This window comes from Oscillibacter hominis, from assembly GCF_014334055.1.
Lineage (GTDB): Bacteria > Bacillota > Clostridia > Oscillospirales > Oscillospiraceae > Oscillibacter > Oscillibacter hominis.
In genome coordinates this window covers 922,968-939,790 of the sequence record NZ_CP060490.1, presented here as the reverse complement: position 1 = coordinate 939,790, position 16,823 = coordinate 922,968, and the positions used below count along the sequence as shown (strand labels likewise).

Below are 16,823 nucleotides of genomic sequence, written 5' to 3'. Positions count from 1 at the left end.
ACGCGTTGAGAGCCTATTGCTCAATGATGATCCGGATGGCTTCCGGATCGTGGAACGCGGAAAACGCCTCCGCGGTTTTCTCCAGCGGGAAGCGATGGGTGATGAGCGGATCAATCCGGACTATCCCCCGGCGCAAAAGTTCCTCCGCCTCCCGGTAGTAGTCTGCCGCCCCTTTCACCCCTGTGACCGTGATCCCCTTGTTGTAAAACTCCCGGACCGGGAACTGGTCCGCGTCGCTGCGGTAGATGCTGAAGACCAGCACCTGCCCGCTCCTGCGCACCGTGTGGATACACTGCTTCAGCGCGGCCACAGAACCGGAGGCTTCCACGGCGACGTCCGGCCCCTCCGGCAGCAGGGACTCCATGGTCTTCTGGAATCCGGGGTCGTCATAGGCCACCGTGCCGTCCGCGCCAAGCTCCATCGCAAGCCTTGCCCGGTTTTCCCGGTGGCCAACCACCACAATGATTCGGTCAAACCCGGCGTGGCGCAGCAGCTGCAACAGGATCAATCCATTGTGCCCCGGGCCGAAGATCATGGCGCTTTTCCCCGCCGGCTCCGGGATGCGATGCACCAGATTGAGCCCACAACTGATCCCGATCAGGGATTGTGCATCGGAAAAGGGAATTTTCTCCGAGAGGGGAAAGAGCTGCAGGGTTGGGATGACGGCGTACTCCGCCATGGTGCCGTCGATGTCTACGCCCAGCATACTCCGCTCCCGGCACAGCTGCGCCCTGCCGGACCGGCAGTATTCGCATTGGCCGCATCCCCAGCTTCCACGGAAAAAGACCGCGTCGTTCACGGAGAAGCCGTGGGGGTCCCCACAGATCCCTTTGATGACGCCGGCCGCCTCGTGCCCGTTCGTAATCGGCAGTTTGCGCGGCGGCAAACTGCCCTCATACACCATGACATCCGTACCGCAGAGTCCGGTTGATCGGATGCGGACCAGCGCCTGCCCATCCTGAAGCACAGGCACTTCCTTTTCCACCACCGCAAGCTGCCCTGGAGCTGTCAGAATCGTGGCCTTCATAAGAGCGCCTCCTTCCATCTTGTAGAAATAAACAGTTTTTCATAAAAGGCCCTTTGTTCTTTGTACAACTTGTCTATGTTCAGTATATGGGTCATCCGAAAAAATTTCTTTCGTTTTGTTGCGCAAAACATCGCACATTTTAGTTTTTTCCCCTGATTCAAATTACTGTAGTTTCTTATTTCAACTCCGGACTTTTTACCTGCTGCCAAGCCCTGGCACCTTTGCCGCCCATTGTTTGGCTCTCAGGCGCAAAAACTCCCCAGGGCATTTTGGCCCTGGGGAGTTTTCCAAGGGATTGGGTTCAATCGGCGGCCTGCTCCGCAGCCTTTCATCAGGTAAAAAAAGACGGGTGAGCTGTACTCACCCGTCTTTTTGTCTCTTATTCCGCCTGGTAGATTGCCTGGATGCCCCGATAGGTCATATAGCAGTCCAGCTTGGATACGGTTTCAAAGGGCGCATGCATGGAAAGCACCGGCACGCCGGCGTCCAGCGTGGTGATGTTCCGGTTGGCCATATACATAGCCACGGTGCCGCCTCCGCCAAGGTCCACCTTGCCCAGCTCCGCGATCTGCCAGACCACGCCCGCGCGGTCCAGAACGCCGCGGACATAGGCCACAGTCTCGGCGCTGGCGTCGGATGCGCCGGACTTGCCCCGGGCGCCGGTGTACTTGCAAAGGCCTATGCCATAGTTGACTTGAGCGGAGTTGCGCTTTTCAAAGACCTCGGAAAAATTGGGGTCAAAGGCAGCTGTCACATCCGCGCTCAGGCAAAAGGCGTTTTCATAGCAGGCCCGGCAGGGCACGCCCTGGGCCTCGCAGAGGTCCTCCATAAAGGTGTCAAAGGCAGCGGACTTCATGCCCGTGACGCCGTCGGAGCCGACCTCCTCCTTATCTGCCAAAATGCACACCGCCGTCTTGGCCGGAGCGTCTTCCAGATCCAGCAGCGCCTTCAGCGCGGCGTAGGCACAGACCCGGTCATCGTGGCCATACGCGCCGATGAGGCTGCGGTCCAGGCCAATGTCGGTTGCCCGGAATGTGGGGACGGCCTCCAGTTCAGCGGAGTTGAGATCATCCTCCGTGATGCCGTACTTCTCGTAGAGGAGCTCCATCACCTGGAGCTTGACCCGGTCGCTGCCTTCTCCGCCGCCCACCGGACGGCTGCCCAGCAGCAGGTTCAGCGTTTCACCGGGGATGGCCTCCCCCAGCGGCTTTTTGTTCTGTTCCGCTCCCAGATGGGGCAGAAGGTCTGTGATGACCAGCCTGGGTTCCCCCTCCTCCGCGCCGATGGTGACCGTCACGGTGGAGCCGTCTTTCAGGGCCACCACGCCGTGGAGTTCCAGGGGGATGGTGACCCACTGGTACTTCCGGATGCCTCCGTAGTAATGGGTCTTGAAATAGGCCATTTCGCCGTCCTCATAAAGAGGCGTGGGCTTGAGGTCCAGCCGGGGCGAGTCGATATGGGCGGCGGCAATCTGCACCCCCTCGCTCAGCGGGCGGGTGCCGATGTGGGCCAGCAGCACCGACTTGTCCCTGTTGCAGCGGTAGACCTTGTCCCCGGCCTTCAGCTCCGCGCCCCGGACCAAGGGCTTGTAGCCCGCCTTCTCCGCCAGAGATACCGCAAAGGCGGCGCACTCCCGCTCAGTCTTACCCGCATCCAAAAAAGCCTTGTAGTCCTCGCAGTAACGCTCCATGGCCTCCTGCTGGGCGGGGTCCATCCGGTCGTAGCCGTTTTTCTTTTGGGTAAACAGTTTTTCCTTCCGCTCTTTATACTGATCAGACATCCGATTTTTCCTCCTTGATTGATTCAATGAGTTTTGTCAAAAACATCAGTGCCGAGTCCTCGAATTCCTTTGCCGAGGAAGCTGTGTTCTCCAGGACGCAGCTGCAGTTGTCCCGGTAAAAGCTGTCCGGTTTCTGGGCTGTCACCCGCAGCCGGGCATACTCCTCGGGGATGTTGTCCCGCTCCATGATCCGGCGCACCCGGATTTCGGCGGGCGCGGTGATGGCCACGGTCCGGTCGCATACCTTCCCCAAGCCGCTTTCGATGAGGTTGATGGCATCCAGTCCGTAGAGGGCTTCCGGCTCTTCCTCCATCCGCACCTGGATTTCAGGCAGCAGGAAGCGGAAGACGATTTTATTCAGCCGGTCCATTTTGACGCTGTCGCCAAAGACCAATGTACCCAATTTCTGACGATCCAATGCACCGGAGCTGTCAAATATGTTGCCGAACTCCTCAAAGAGCGCCCTGCGCAGCGGCGGACAGCTTTTGAGCATCTCGTGGTACACCTCGTCGCAGTCCAGCACCCGGCCGCCCAAGGCCTCAAGAGCCCGCAGGGCGCTGCTCTTCCCCGAACCGGTGCCGCCGGTGATGCCGATGACGATCTTGCGTGCATCCGCGTCGATGATGTGGAACCCGGCAGCCTTTTTCAGCCGGTTCCCCACCGCCAGCCCCAATCCGCGGCTGTCGGGGCACTGGGCGTAAATCTCCGTGACGGAGGTGGCATCAAAGGCGCGCAGTGCGTCAAAGACCCGCTGGGCCTGGGCGCTTTTATCCGTGTAAGAGCCCAGCGTCTGCAGCTCTCGGCCCGCGAACAGGCTGGCATATTCGTCAAAGCAGATGATGCCGGAGGTGGGGCTCATGTGTTTTTCAATCACCTGGGCTGATTTTTCCGGGCTGCCCACCACTACGGTCACAGGCGCCTTGGGCGCGTAGTGGCGGTATTTCATGCCAGGGGCCTTGGGCTTTTCCCCCTCCGGCAGCGCACCGGTGACGGCCTTGTCCACCACGATCTCGCCCACCACGGCCTCCAGTTCCTCCAGGGGGAGCCCACCGGGCCGCAGCAGCCTGGGCGGCATGCACGTCAGGTCCAAAATGGTGGACTCCACACCCACCTGGCAGGGGCCGCCGTCCACAATGCCGTCGATCTTGCCGTCCATATCCTCCAACACATCCTCAGCGCAGGTGCAGCTGGGCCGGCCGGAGAGGTTTGCACTGGGCGCGGCCACCGGCACGCCGGCGGCCTTGATGATGGCCTGGGTCACCAGGTGGTTGGGGCAGCGCACGCCGACCGTGTCCAGCCCGGCGGTGGTCTCGTCCGGCACCACGCTCTTACGGCGCAGGATCATGGTCAGCGGGCCCGGCCAGAACCGGGCAGCCAGCACATAGGCCAGGGGCGGCACGTCCTCACAAAACCGGGGCAGCCACTGGGAGGAGGGGACGTGCAGGATGAGGGGGTTGTCCTGGGGCCGCCCCTTAGCCTCAAAGATTCGGCGCACCGCGGCGCCGTCCAGCCCGTTGGCGCCCAGCCCGTACACCGTCTCCGTGGGGATGGCCAGAAGCCCTCCCTCGGTGAGAATCCGGGCCGCAGCGTCGATCTTCTCCTCAATCTCCCGCTGGGGGCGGTGAATATCCGTTAAATCAAATTTTCTGGTTTCCATGCTCTCTCCTCATTCCTCGCTCCGCTGAAGCTTTTCCGCCTGATCCGCCGTCACCAGCGCGTCGATCAGCTCGTCCAGCGCGCCGTTCATGATGGCCTCGATCTTATAGAGCGTCAGGCCGATGCGGTGATCCGTGACGCGGCCCTGGGGGAAGTTATAGGTACGGATCCGCTCGGAGCGGTCGCCGCTGCCCACCTGGCTGCGGCGCTCCGCCGCCACGGCGGCCTCCTGCTTCTGCCGCTCCGCCTCATAAAGGCGTGAACGCAGCACCTTCATGGCCTTGTCCTTATTTTTGTACTGGCTCCGCTCGTCCTGGCACTCCACCACCACGCCGGTGGGCAGATGGGTGATGCGGATGGCCGACTCCGTCTTGTTGACGTGCTGGCCTCCAGCGCCGGAGGCCCGGTAGGTGTCGATCTGCAGATCGGCGGGGTTGATCTCAAACTCCACTTCTTCCGCCTCCGGCAGAACCGCCACCGTAGCGGCGCTGGTGTGGATGCGGCCGCCGGACTCCGTCTCCGGCACCCGCTGCACCCGGTGCACGCCGGATTCAAATTTCAGCCGGGAGTAGGCGCCCTCGCCCTCCACCATCAGGCTGCACTCTTTGACGCCCCCCAGCTCTGTGTCGTTCATATTGACGATGTCCACTGTCCAGCCCTTGGACTCTGCGTACATGGTGTACATCCGGAGTAGGGACGCGGCGAACAGCGCGCCCTCTTCCCCGCCGACGCCCCCGCGGATCTCCATGATGACGTTCTTACTGTCATTGGGGTCCTTGGGCAGCAGCAGACAGCGCAGCTGCTCCGTCAGACGCTCCATCTCAGCCTTGGATCGGCCAAGCTCCTCCTGGGCCATCTCCTTCATCTCCGGGTCGCCCAAGAGCTCCCTGGCCTCCTCGCAGTCGGCCGCTGCGGCGCAGTAGGCCCGGTAGGCCTCCACCACCGCTGAGAGCTCCTTGAGTTCCCGGTTGACTTTTTTCAGCAGCGCGGCGTCCGAGTAGACCTCCGGGTCCGTCAGCTGGCGCTCCAGGTCTTCATAACGCGCCTCGATCCCCTTCAGTTTTTCCAGCACAGCAGTTCCTCCTCCATCTCCATTACTTCCCCAAATACTTGCGCACATCCTTGATGAACTGCTCCTGCCAGAAATGGTGCCCCACGGAATTGCACCGCAGGGATACGGCCAGCAGGTGGGGCGCGGCGGTATAGCTGTCCATCTGGCGGTAGACCTCCTGAAATTTGGATTCGCTGGAGCGGGTCACCACATAGGCCACCTTGTTGAGGTACAGCCCCTGTTCCTTCAAAAATGAACGTATGGGCGCGCTGCACCGGCCGGCCCAGATCGGGGTGCCGACGATGACCAGGCGGTACTCCGAAAGGGGCTTGTCCGTCTCGTAGCGCTTGAGGGGCTCGCACTGGCGGCGCACAGCGTCCAGGCCGCAGCGGAGGTAGCCACGAAAGCCGCCCCGCTCCACGCCGTCCCGCAGCCGCACCAGCTCGCCGCCCACCTCCGACGCGATTTCCTCCATGGCCTGTTTGGTTCTCCCCGTCCGGGAATAGTAGATGCACAAAACGTCGCTCATAGGTTCCTCCCGCCTCGAATCAGTCAAACAGGAATGTCTTCACCATGGCAAAGGACTCCCGCAGATAGTAGTTGACACTCAGGTGCTTCCAGGGTAGGGGCGCCGGAACGCCCAACATGCGCACGCCCTGCCGTTGGGCGATCAGCTTGGAGCGGGCCACGTGAAAGTCGTTGGTGACCACAGCCACCAGGCCGTTTTCCACGTCCACGCCGCGCTCACTCAAAAGCGCCCGGGAGCAGGCGAAATTCTCCGCCGTGTTCAGCGCCTGCTCCTCCAGGATCAGCCGCTCCCCCTCCACGCCATGCCCGGTCAGGTAATCGTACATGCACCGGGCCTCGGTGATCTCCTCGCCGTAGCCCTTTCCCCCGGTGAGCACCACAGGAATGTCCGGATGCTCCTCCAGATAAGCAAGGGCCGCATCCAGGCGGCTTTTTAAGGCAAGGGACGGCTCCCGGCCGTTGACCCCCGCCCCCAGGACGATCACCGCCTCCGAGGGCAGGGCGGTAAAGTCTTCCCGGCCCTTTGACACCACATACACCTCAATGGAGGTGAGCAGCACAAGCAGCATCGAAAGCGCGCCGTAAAAGGCACGGCGCAGCCACCGCCAGGGCTGCCCTTTTTCCGCCCGGGCGTCAATCAGGGCCGAGAGAGCAATGACGGCGGCGGCCCCCAGCAGCAACCATCCGGAAAAGCGCATGCCCCACACCCGGACCACCGTCAAAAGGGCGCCGGCAAGGGCGCACATCAGCGCGGCGCACCAGCGGCCCTTCATGCCTGGGCCTCCTCGCTGAGGGCCTCCCATTTTTCATAGAGGGCCTCCAGCTCAGCCTGGGCCTCCTCTTTTTTGCCCAGCAGCTCGCCCAGCGCCTCATAGTCGCAGGCCGCCGCCTCCATCTCCCGGTCCAGCGCGGCGATGGCCTCCTCCGACCTGGCAATCTCCCGCTCGCAGATTACCAGCTGCTTGCGGGCCGCCGCCTGGGCCTTGTTGCCGCGGACGGGGCGCTCCGCCTTCTCCTCCGGACGGGGTGTCTCATGGCGGGGCGCGGTCTTCTGCTCCTCGGCCTTTGCCGAGCGGTAGCGGGCAAAGCCCATGGGATAATCCCGGATGGTCCCGCCCTCCAGCTCCCAGATGCGGGTGGCAAAGCGGTTGATGAAATACCGGTCGTGGCTGACAAACAGCAGCGTGCCGTCAAAGGCCTCCACCGCCTCCTCGATCCACTCCCGGGACGCAATGTCCAGATGGTTGGTGGGCTCGTCCAGGATGAGGAAGTTGATCTCCTCGTCCATCAGCATGCACAGCCGCAGCCGGCTCTGCTCCCCGCCGGAGAGCACGGAGACGCTCTTAAACACATCCTCGCCCCGGAAGTCATAGGCCGCCAGGCGGTTCCGGGCGGACTGGGGCGTGATGTTCTTCTTGGCATAGAGCATGGTGTCCACCAGGTTGCGCTGGGGGTTTTCAAAGTGGATGATCTGGGGCAGGTAGGCCGCACGGACCGAGGGGCCGGTCTTGATGCGGCCGTCGTCCGGGTACAGCTCCCCCATGATCAGCTTGATGAGGGTGGACTTGCCGGTGCCGTTGTCGCCGATGAGGGCGATGCGCTCGCCCCCCTCCACCTTCAGGTTCAAATTGGAGAAAAGGGTCTTTTCCCCAAAGGATTTGCATACATTTTTCAGCTCCAGCACCTCGTCGCCGAAAAATTCCGTGCTGGCAAACCGGGCGTCCATCTTCCTAACCTTGGTGGGCTTGTCGGTGGTGCGCATCCGCTCGATGCGCTTTTCCATGGAAAAGGCCCGCTTGTGCAGCGCGTCGTTGCCCATGAAGGCCCAGAGGTGCAGCTTGTCCGCAGCCTCCTGGAGCTGTTCGATCTTGGCCTGCTCCTTCTGGTACTGGCGCATGCGCTCCTGATATCGGCGCTCCTTCTCGATGGCATAGAAGCTGTAGTTGCCGCTGTAGAACTCAGCCTTGCCGTTTTCAATTTCAATGACCCGCTTCACCACCCGGTCCAGGAAGTAGCGGTCATGGGAAATGGCCACCACCGTGCCATGGAACTGGGAGATGTAGTCCTCCAGCCATTCGGTGGCGTGGAGGTCTAAGTGGTTGGTGGGCTCATCCAAAAGCAGGATGTCCGTGTCCTCCAGAATCAGCCGGCCCAGGTTCACCCGGGTCTTCTCTCCGCCGGAAAGGCTTTCAAAGAGCTGGGAGCGCATGTCCCGGGTGATGGAGAGGCCATTTGCCACCTTGTTCACCGCCACGTCCGTATCGTAGCCGCCGAAAGCCTCAAACCGCTCGGACAGCTGGCCGTAGCGGCGCAGCACCTCGCTGCCGCTCTCCCCGGCCGCCATGCGGGCGGTGAGCTGCTCCATCTCCTCCGCCAGGGCCTGCAGCCGGGAAAAGGCAGTGCGCAGCACATCCTCCACCGTAAAGCCCTCGGGATACACGGGAATCTGGGAGATGAGGCCCATCCGCCGGCCCTGGCCAATGGTCACGCTGCCCGCGTCGTAGTCCATCTCCCCGGTGAGGATTTTAAAGAGTGTGGTCTTGCCGGCGCCGTTTTTGCCAAGCAGGCCCACACGCTCCCCCTGGTCGATCTGAAAAGTCAGGCCGTCCAATATCTTTTTTTCCAAATCAAAGGACTTGACCAGCCCCTCTGCCTGGATCTCAATCATGGTGTTCTCCGAATCTGTCTCTTTCTTATTGCGCAGTGCCAAAGGCGTTGGCCAGCTGCTTCACAATGTCTCCAAAATGCATGGCGTGGGATGCCTTCACCAGCATGGTACTCTCCTCAGTGAACTGGCGCTCCAGCTCCGGCAAGGCCGCTTCCTTGACAGGGAAATACAGCACCTCACCGCCGGAGGAGGCCACGCCGTCGGCGATCTTCTGGGCCTTTTGCCCGATGGCAAACACCTGGTCGATGCCGAGCATGGCCGCCAGCGCGCCCATGTTGTAGTGGGCCTGATCCGTCAGGTCACCCAACTCGCCCATGTCCCCCAGGACGGCGATCTTCCGCCCGCTGCCGGTCTTGGCCAGAATCTCCAGTGCCGCGGCCACAGACTGGGGGTTGGCGTTATAGCAGTCGTCTAAAATTGTACGCTCCCCGCTGAGATGGACGGGCCGCATCCGGGAGCCGGTGGGCTCGTAAGAGGCTACGCCGCGGATGATCTCCTCCCGGTTGAGCCCTAATTTTTCACCGATGGCCACCGCCATGGAGGCGGAATAGACCATGTGCTCGCCAGGGGCCGGAATCTCCAGGACATAGGCGTCCCGTCCGGTCTCCACCCGGCAGATCAGGCCGTTGACGCCGTTGTCAAGAATCTCCGACACCCGCACGTTGCACCGCTCCGACTTGCCGCAGCGCAGCGTCTCAAAAGGCAGCTCCAGCGTGCCAAGCAGCGCGTCGTCGCCGTCCAGGACGGCGGTGCCGTCCTGCTTCAGGTTATCGAAAATCTCGCATTTGGCCTGCAAAATCCCCTGGCGGCTGCCTAAGAATTCGATGTGGGCGTCTCCAATGTTGGAGATGACGGCAATGTCCGGCCGCACCATCTCCCCTAAGTATCGGATCTCTCCGAAATGGTTCATCCCGGTTTCGATTACCGCCGCCTGATGGCTCCGCTCCAGGCTGAGCAGGGTCAGGGGTGTGCCGATGTCGTTGTTGAAGTTCTCCGGCGTCTTCAGCACCTTGTACCGGGCGGAAAGAGTGGCGGCCACCATCTCCTTGGTGGTGGTCTTCCCCACGCTGCCGGTGACTTGGACCACGGGGATGTCGAACTGCCCGCGGTACCAGGAGGCCAGGTCCTTCAGCGCCAGGCGGGTGTCCTCCACCTGAATGTAAAAGCGGTCCTCCCGGATCTCCCTGGGCGGCTGGGCGCAGAGTGTGCCGGACGCGCCACGCTCCAGCGCCCGTTCGATATAGTCGTGGCCGTCAAAGCGCTCCCCCTTCAGGGGCACGAAGAGACAGCCGGGGGTGATTTTCCGGCTGTCGGTGCAGACGGACAAGACGGTTCCGTCCCCTGCCTGGTTCAGGCGCTTTCCCTTCACGGCCTCCAGAATCTGCTGTATGGAAATCTCCTCCACGTCGCTTCCCCCTTATTTTCCCTGGCGCCGGGCCTCCAGCGAGGCCAGCAGGATCCGCTCGCACAGCGTGGGATAGTCGATCCCCACCGCAGCGGCCTCCTGGGGCACCAAGCTGGTGGGCGTCATGCCGGGCAGCGTGTTGATTTCCAGAAAATATACGCGGCCGTCCGGGCTCAGGATGAAATCCGCCCGGGAATAAACACTCAGGCCCAGGGTGTTATAGACCTCCAGAGCCGCCCTGCCCAGCTGCTCCTCCACCTCCGCGCTGACGGGAGCGGGACAGATTTCCTCCGCCGCGCCGGGCTGGTACTTGTTCTCATAGTCATAAAAGCCCACCTTGGGCACAATCTCAATGGAGGGAAGCGCTTTCCCCTCCAGAACTGCGACCTGAAGTTCCCTTCCGGATATGTACTGCTCGATCACGCTGCGCCCGCCCAGCGCAAGGCCCGACTCCAGCGCACCGCGCAGCTCCTGCTCCGTCCTGGCGATGTATACGCCGATGGAGGAACCGCTGTCGATGGGCTTTACCACGCAGGGCAGCTCCGTGGACCCCACCAGGCCGTCGATGTCCTCCGCCCCATAGCTGACGGTCTTCCAATCCGGGGTCAGAACGCCTTTGGGCGCCACCAGGCGCTTGGTCAGGTCCTTATCCATGGCAATGGCGCTGCCCAAGTAACCGGAGCCGGTGTAGGGGATGCCCAAAAGGTCAAGCGCCGCCTGAACCCTGCCGTCCTCGCCGCAGGAGCCGTGGAGGGCCAAAAACACGGCGTCGGCCATGGCGCACAGCTCCAGCACGCCCTCGCCGAACATGCTCTCCCCGCCGCACTTGCGGCTCTTTTTAATCTCCTGCAAATCCGGGGCCCGGCGGGACACGCGGCGCAAATCCTCCGGCAGCGGGGCGGAAAAGAGCTCCTCCAGCGCTCCGCTGCAGCCCTCTGTCCCAAAAAAGAGATCCACAAACGCGGCCTGATGTCCGCGGCTGCGCAGCGCCTGGCAGATCATGATGCCGCTGGAGAGCGACACATTGCGCTCCGGGCTGAGGCCTCCGGCCAAAACAACGATTTTCATGGTTCTTCTCACTCCTTTGGTCTGCCGCGGGTCGGTTTGCGCGGCATGGAACCTTTTTCATCAACCTATTATAACAGGATACACTTTAGCACAGAAGGCTCCGGAATACAAGGGAAAAAGCGGGCGCATCAGGGAGTTTCCCCTCTGTCCGCCCGCTTGATTTCATTCGCCCAGCCAGTCGAAAAAGCCGGTCTGTTTCCCTTCCAGCAGCGTCTTTGCCGCGCAGAGCATCTGGGCCGCGTCCGCCCGGGTCACCTGCTCGCTCATCTTCGTGCTGCCGAAGCTCCCGGTGGCCAGCACATTCACCGACTCCATGTTGCCCACGGCCTGGGCCGCCCAGGAGGGCACGCTGTCCCGGTCGGCGTACCAGGTTTCCACGTCTACGTCGCTGACGGAGAGCACCCGGTTCAAAATGGTGGCGGCTTCGTTGAAGCTGATGGGGGAATTCGCGGAAAATACCACGCCCGCGTCCGTGGTTACGCCCCGGATCACGCCCTCTTCCACAGCGGCCGTTGCATAGGACTTGGCCCAGGTGGGGATGGCTTCATCGTCGGAAAATCCGGTGAGATTCACAGCCTCTTCCGCAGCAAGGCCGGCGGTCTCCATGGTCATGGCCAGGAATTCGCCCCGGGATACGGCGCGGTCCGGCTCAAAGAAATAGCTGCCGCCCACGTTGGCGCCGGTGAATACGCCGCACTCCGCCAGGCGGATCGCCGCGGTCTGGGCGGCAGAGCCCTCCAGGTCGGCGTAAGTGACCGGGGTCTTGGCTTTGGTCACAGTGATCTTCACCGTGGCGGGAGACGAGGTTTTGCCGTCCGCATCGGTGGCGGTGTAAGTGAAGCTGTCGCTGCCGGTCTTCTCCGACGTGTAGGTGAAGCTGTCGCCCTCCACCGTGACGGTGCCCTTTTTGGGCTCGTCCGCCAGAGCGTAGGTCACGCCCTCCGTGTTGCTCTGGAATTGGCCGGTGTAGGGGACGCCGCGGTAGGCGCTGATCTCCAGCTCCCTGGCGATGGGCGCGCCCTCCGCCGCTGCGGGCGCCTCCTCCTTGGGCTGGATTCCAAACAGAGCCGCGGCCGGCTGGGTGGTCAGCATTGCCAAAGTGAGGGCCAGGAAAAGGCTCATTTGCCATCTGAACTGTTTCAAAACGAATACCTCCTGTTTGATTTGGATAGAAGTATTGTTTTCCACAGCTGCAAAAACTATGCGCGCGTATGCGTCTGCGAGCGGCGTGCCAAGCATGCGGCCACGTGCAGTCACGACCGGAACTTTCCCGCCCGCAAGGGAACTGCCCGCTTTTTTTGCTGACAAATCTGGTTTGAACTGCCAAAGCCTATCGGTTCCGCAGCCAGTCCGGCAAAGACCGCTTCTTGATGCCGGACACCACGCCCATGGCGCAGAAGAGTGTCACAACCGAGGACCCGCCGTAGCTGAAAAATGGCAGCGTCAGCCCGATCACCGGCATGACAAAAAGGCACATTCCGATATTTTCCACCGTTTGAAAGATCAGCATGGCCGCCATGCCCACGCAGATATAGGCCGACATCCTGGTCTTTGCCCGCTTGGCCACCATCAGGCACCGGACGATGATGGCGGCCAGGATGAGGATGATCCCAAGGCAGCCCAACATCCCCAGCTCCTCTCCGGCCACGGAGAAAATGAAGTCCGTCCAGCGGGCGGGAAGGGACCCGTCATAGCGCGCCTGCGTCTGGGTGCCGTTCAAAAAACCCTGGCCGGTCAGCTGCCCGGAGCCAAGGGCCAGCAGGCTGCGGGTCTGCTGCCATCCCTTCCCCAGGGGGTCATAGGAGTGGTCAAAAAGGACGATGAACCGCTCTTTCATATAGGAGGGGATCAAATCCATGGCCCAGAGCGCCGTAATGCCGCCGCCGGCCGCGGCGAAGGCCAGTACGAACCACCGCAGCGCCACACCCGCCGCAAAAGCCATGCAGATGAAGATAAAGACATACACCAGGGCGTTGCCCATATCGCTGGAGATCACATAGTAATAGCCGCACAGCAAAATGGTGTGGCCGCCGATGAATGCAATGGCGCTGATGGATTTTAAATCCCGCTTCTCCTCCTGGAGCCACTGAAGCTGCCGGGACAGCAGGATGGAGAAAGTGATTTTAATGAACTCCGCCGGGCCGATGTTCACCGGCATCCCCGGGAAATGCACCCATGCCCGGTTTCCATAGACCTCCTTGCCGAAAGGGATCAGCAGCAGGATGAACACCACATTGAAGGCCACCAGCCACTTCCACTTCTTTGACAGCTCCTCGATGTCCACCATGGAGAAGAAAATATAGCACAAAATCCCGATACAGAGCGCCGCCGCCTGGACCACCACATATCGGTAGGTGTCCTTGTAGCGGGTGGCGCTGTAGATCAGGGCCAGGCCGTAGCATGTGGCCGTACAGCACAGCGCCAGCAGGACCAGGTCGGCCTGCTGAATAAAATCAGATATAATGCTCTTTAGACGAGTGAACATGACACGCTCCATCTCATTATCTTTTGGCATCTTCCATATTCTGGCCGTGATGGTATAGTATACCACAGGCTGGGTTTTCTGTAAACCAACATTCTGTAAACAAGCTTTTCCTTTTCAACCGGGCTGCATTGTGATATACTATTTTGCCGAACAGGAATTGAGGAGGGTGGGCAATGGAGTATCTTTCCCACAGCGAGGCAGAGACAGAGCGGATCGGAGAGGCGCTGGGCGCTCGGCTCCGGCCGGGAACCGTGCTGGCGTACCGGGGCGGCCTGGGAATGGGCAAGACCGCCTTTACCCGGGGGCTGGCCAGAGGCCTGGGGTGCTCCGGACGGGTCACCAGCCCCACGTTTACAATTGTGAACGAATACGAGGGCGCCGTTCCCCTCTTTCACTTTGACATGTACCGGCTGGAGGACTCCGACGCCCTTTTCGACATTGGGTGGGAGGATTATCTGGACCGGCGCGGCGTCTGCGCCGTGGAGTGGAGCGAGCGGGTGGCCGACGCCCTGCCGCCCGGCACCCTCTGGGTGGAGCTGCGGCGCCATCCGGAGCAGGAGGACTGGCGCATCATCACGGTTACAGGAGGACAAGACCATGAAATTACTGGCTCTGGAGACATCGGCTAAGGCCGTCTCCGCCGCCGTGGTGGAGAACGGCTGCGTGCTGGCCTCCGCCTACCAGTGCGTGGGGCTGACCCACAGCCGCACGCTGATGCCCATGGTGGAAGCCATGCTGTGCAGCAGTGAGCTGTCCCTTGCCGACCTGGACGCCATCGCCGTGGCCGCCGGCCCCGGCTCTTTCACCGGCATCCGAATCGGCATCGCCGCCGCCAAGGGCCTGGCCTGGGCCAGGGAGCTGCCCTGCGTGGGCGTTTCCACCCTGGAGGCCATGGCCCAGGGGGTCGCCCACCTGGACGGTGTGATCGTCTGCGCCATGGACGCCCGCCGCGCCCAGGTCTACAACGCCCTCTTTGAGGCAAAGGACGGCGTTTTGACCCGGCTCTGCCCCGACCGGGCCATCTCTTTGGAGGAGTTGGGCGGTGAATTGAAAACTTGCAAAAAAAACAAAATCATAGTTGGAGACGGCGCGCAGCTGTGCTATAATGATTTGTCGAAAAATGGGATTGGCTGCCGCATGGCCCCCTCCCGTCTGGTGATGCAGCACGCCGTGGGCGTGGGCATCGTGGCCGAACGCATGGCGCAGGCGGGGCAAACCGTCGCTGCCCAGGACCTGAAGCCGGTCTACCTGAGGTTATCCCAGGCGGAGCGGGAACGAAACAAAAGAATAGGAGCTGTCCAACATGAATGAAAACGTACATGTCCTGAACCACCCCCTCCTTCAGCACAAGCTGACCATTTTGCGCAATGAAAATACCAGCACAAAGGACTTCCGTGAGCTGGTCTCCGAGATCGCCATGTTGATGACTTATGAGGCGACCCGCGACCTGCCCCTGGAGGAGGTCACGGTTAAGACCCCCGTGGACACAGGCACCTTCCAGACCCTCTCCGGAAAAAAGATGGCCATTGTCCCCATCCTCCGGGCGGGCCTCGGCATGGTGGACGGCGTGCTGAAAATGATTCCCGCCGCCCGGGTGGGCCACATCGGCCTGTATCGGGACCCGGCCACGCTGAAGCCTGTGAAATACTACTGCAAGATGCCCGCGGACATCGCCAGCCGGGATGTGCTGATCGTGGACCCCATGCTGGCCACCGGCGGCTCTGCCTCCGCCGCCATCACCTTCATGAAGGAATACGGCTGCAAGCACATCAAGCTGATGGACGTGCTGGCCGCTCCGGAGGGGATTGAGCGCATCCAGCAGGAGCACCCCGATGTGGAGATCTATGTGGCGGCTGTGGACAGCCACCTGAACGACCACGGCTATATTGTCCCTGGCCTGGGAGACGCAGGCGACCGCATCTTCGGCACCAAGTGAGAACCTGCCACCGCCGCAGGGTGAGGGAAAACCGGAGCATTTTTTCAAATCAAACCCCCCGTGGAGGATTCGTGAATCCTCCACGGGGGGTTTGATCGATCCAGGAAGCGACCTGTACCTGCTCAGGCTGAAAGGCTTTCTCTTCCACCCCTCCGCCGGAGTTGCAGTGCCTGTGAGAAGATGGAAACTCAGAGCTTTTCTTCGTATCAGCTATGGCCGCTCCAAAGGGAAGGTGACGCGCCAGCGGCCCTCCGTATACTGGCCGGAGGTATAAAAGTCGCCGCAGATGCTGTAGCGGTTCAGCTTCTCCGGGGAAAGGTCAAAGACGAACTCATAGTAGTCCTCCCGCACTTCCCCACCGGTAAACGCGGCGGAATAGAGACTGGACACCATATTTCCCTCCGCATCCTCCAGCCGCAGTGAGCAGTGGCCGTCGGTGGTGGGCAACTCTGCGATCTTCACCTGGATATGAAGGAGCCCTTCCACATATCCAATCGCTGTAATGGAAAACCCATTGACAGGGATTGAAATTGCTGTCCCCGGCTTCAGCATGGGAGCGTTTTCCAACAGGGCCTCCCCCTCAGGCAGGGAATAGCCGCCGCCACGGCACTGGTAGCCGTCGGTGGTTGGCATCTCTTGGGCGTACTCTGTTAGAGGGATATCCAGCGTCAGGTCCTCGGTGGTCTCCTTCCCGCTGAGGAAACAGTTCAGGGAGAAGGTCATCTTTCCCCCGGGAACAGGCTGTCCGTTCATGGTCTGCTCACTCACCCGGAACAGGGCGGTCCCGGCCGCAGGGTCAAACGCCTCCAGCTCGCAGTAGCTGGTGGAGTCGAAGGGGACATGCATGGAGTAGCTGTCGTAAAGGTCGGTGGTCTCATCCACGCGGCTGCCGGTCAAATCCGTCAGGGCGATGTAGGCCTGGGCGGTATCGCCCTCCGTCTGTACGGACACCACCTCCATCCGGATACCGTTGTCCTCACAAGTTTTCTGGACCGGCTGGAAGAACTGGGCGGCGGCGGGCGAGACGGCGTAGAGGAGCTGATAGACGGGTTCCGCCCGGGCGGCCAGCGGCGTGGCGGCGCAGAGGGCCAGGGCGGCCGCCGCTGCTGCTGCCCGGTGCCAGGCGGGACGGCGCCGGACTCTCCGGAGGGTGCGCTCCACCACTTCGGCGCTGGGGTGGAGCGGATCGTTCATGGCGCGATAGGCTTCTTCAAACATC

15 protein-coding genes are annotated in these 16,823 nt (G+C 61.7%); 3 read left to right on the top strand and 12 right to left on the bottom strand.

The features are described from left to right. Positions 1-13: 13 nt before the first annotated feature. The 11 genes from H8790_RS04655 to H8790_RS04605 form a co-directional block, all read right to left on the bottom strand. On the bottom strand, positions 14-1,027 hold the full coding sequence (locus H8790_RS04655) for a zinc-dependent alcohol dehydrogenase (RefSeq protein WP_187333763.1): 1,014 nt from the start codon (positions 1,025-1,027) through the stop codon (positions 14-16). Between the two features lie 379 nt (positions 1,028-1,406). Further along, positions 1,407-2,807 carry an aminopeptidase gene (locus tag H8790_RS04650; protein ID WP_187333762.1) on the bottom strand — a complete coding sequence of 467 codons (1,401 nt, stop codon included), beginning with the start codon at positions 2,805-2,807 and terminating at the stop codon, positions 1,407-1,409. Then, on the bottom strand, positions 2,800-4,464 hold the full coding sequence (locus tag H8790_RS04645; protein ID WP_187333761.1) for an L-threonylcarbamoyladenylate synthase: 1,665 nt from the start codon (positions 4,462-4,464) through the stop codon (positions 2,800-2,802). Before H8790_RS04645 ends, H8790_RS04650 begins: the two co-directional genes overlap by 8 nt. A 9-nt stretch (positions 4,465-4,473) precedes the next feature. Then, positions 4,474-5,535 carry a peptide chain release factor 1 gene (gene prfA, locus H8790_RS04640; protein ID WP_187333760.1) on the bottom strand — a complete coding sequence of 354 codons (1,062 nt, stop codon included), beginning with the start codon at positions 5,533-5,535 and terminating at the stop codon, positions 4,474-4,476. A 22-nt stretch (positions 5,536-5,557) separates the two neighbouring features. After that, on the bottom strand, positions 5,558-6,043 hold the full coding sequence (locus H8790_RS04635) for a flavodoxin family protein (RefSeq protein WP_187333759.1): 486 nt from the start codon (positions 6,041-6,043) through the stop codon (positions 5,558-5,560). A gap of 19 nt (positions 6,044-6,062) precedes the next feature. Next, positions 6,063-6,815, bottom strand: a complete 753-nt coding sequence (locus tag H8790_RS04630) for a YdcF family protein (RefSeq protein WP_187333758.1) — start codon at positions 6,813-6,815, stop codon at positions 6,063-6,065. Continuing rightward, on the bottom strand, positions 6,812-8,710 hold the full coding sequence (locus tag H8790_RS04625; protein ID WP_187333757.1) for an ABC-F family ATP-binding cassette domain-containing protein: 1,899 nt from the start codon (positions 8,708-8,710) through the stop codon (positions 6,812-6,814). The genes H8790_RS04630 and H8790_RS04625 overlap by 4 nt, the downstream gene beginning before the upstream one ends. A gap of 25 nt (positions 8,711-8,735) precedes the next feature. Next, positions 8,736-10,115 carry a UDP-N-acetylmuramoyl-tripeptide--D-alanyl-D-alanine ligase gene (locus H8790_RS04620; protein WP_187333756.1) on the bottom strand — a complete coding sequence of 460 codons (1,380 nt, stop codon included), beginning with the start codon at positions 10,113-10,115 and terminating at the stop codon, positions 8,736-8,738. Positions 10,116-10,127: 12 nt separating this feature from the next. Then, complete coding sequence (locus H8790_RS04615) at positions 10,128-11,183, bottom strand: D-alanine--D-alanine ligase family protein (protein ID WP_187333755.1); 1,056 nt, start codon at positions 11,181-11,183, stop codon at positions 10,128-10,130. 162 nt (positions 11,184-11,345) lie between these two features. Continuing rightward, positions 11,346-12,326 (bottom strand): Ig-like domain-containing protein, encoded by a 981-nt coding sequence (locus H8790_RS04610; RefSeq protein WP_241426697.1) that lies wholly within the window; start codon positions 12,324-12,326, stop codon positions 11,346-11,348. 187 nt (positions 12,327-12,513) lie between these two features. Further along, complete coding sequence (locus H8790_RS04605; RefSeq protein ID WP_243208573.1) at positions 12,514-13,698, bottom strand: FtsW/RodA/SpoVE family cell cycle protein; 1,185 nt, start codon at positions 13,696-13,698, stop codon at positions 12,514-12,516. A gap of 143 nt (positions 13,699-13,841) precedes the next feature. On the opposite strand from H8790_RS04605, the gene tsaE reads away from it, so the two are divergent. From tsaE to upp, 3 genes are read left to right on the top strand one after another with little or no spacing between them, the layout of a single operon-like run. Continuing rightward, a complete protein-coding gene (gene tsaE / locus H8790_RS04600) occupies positions 13,842-14,297 on the top strand; it encodes a tRNA (adenosine(37)-N6)-threonylcarbamoyltransferase complex ATPase subunit type 1 TsaE (protein WP_187333754.1) in 456 nt (151 codons plus the stop codon). After that, positions 14,266-14,979, top strand: a complete 714-nt coding sequence (tsaB, locus tag H8790_RS04595) for a tRNA (adenosine(37)-N6)-threonylcarbamoyltransferase complex dimerization subunit type 1 TsaB (RefSeq protein WP_187333753.1) — start codon at positions 14,266-14,268, stop codon at positions 14,977-14,979. The genes tsaE and tsaB overlap by 32 nt, the downstream gene beginning before the upstream one ends. Beyond that, a complete protein-coding gene (gene upp, locus H8790_RS04590) occupies positions 14,972-15,604 on the top strand; it encodes a uracil phosphoribosyltransferase (protein ID WP_187333752.1) in 633 nt (210 codons plus the stop codon). Before tsaB ends, upp begins: the two co-directional genes overlap by 8 nt. Before the next feature lie 210 nt (positions 15,605-15,814). On the opposite strand, the gene H8790_RS04585 is transcribed toward upp, so the two are convergent. Then, a complete protein-coding gene (locus H8790_RS04585; protein ID WP_187333751.1) occupies positions 15,815-16,822 on the bottom strand; it encodes a DUF4179 domain-containing protein in 1,008 nt (335 codons plus the stop codon). Position 16,823 lies beyond the last annotated feature (1 nt).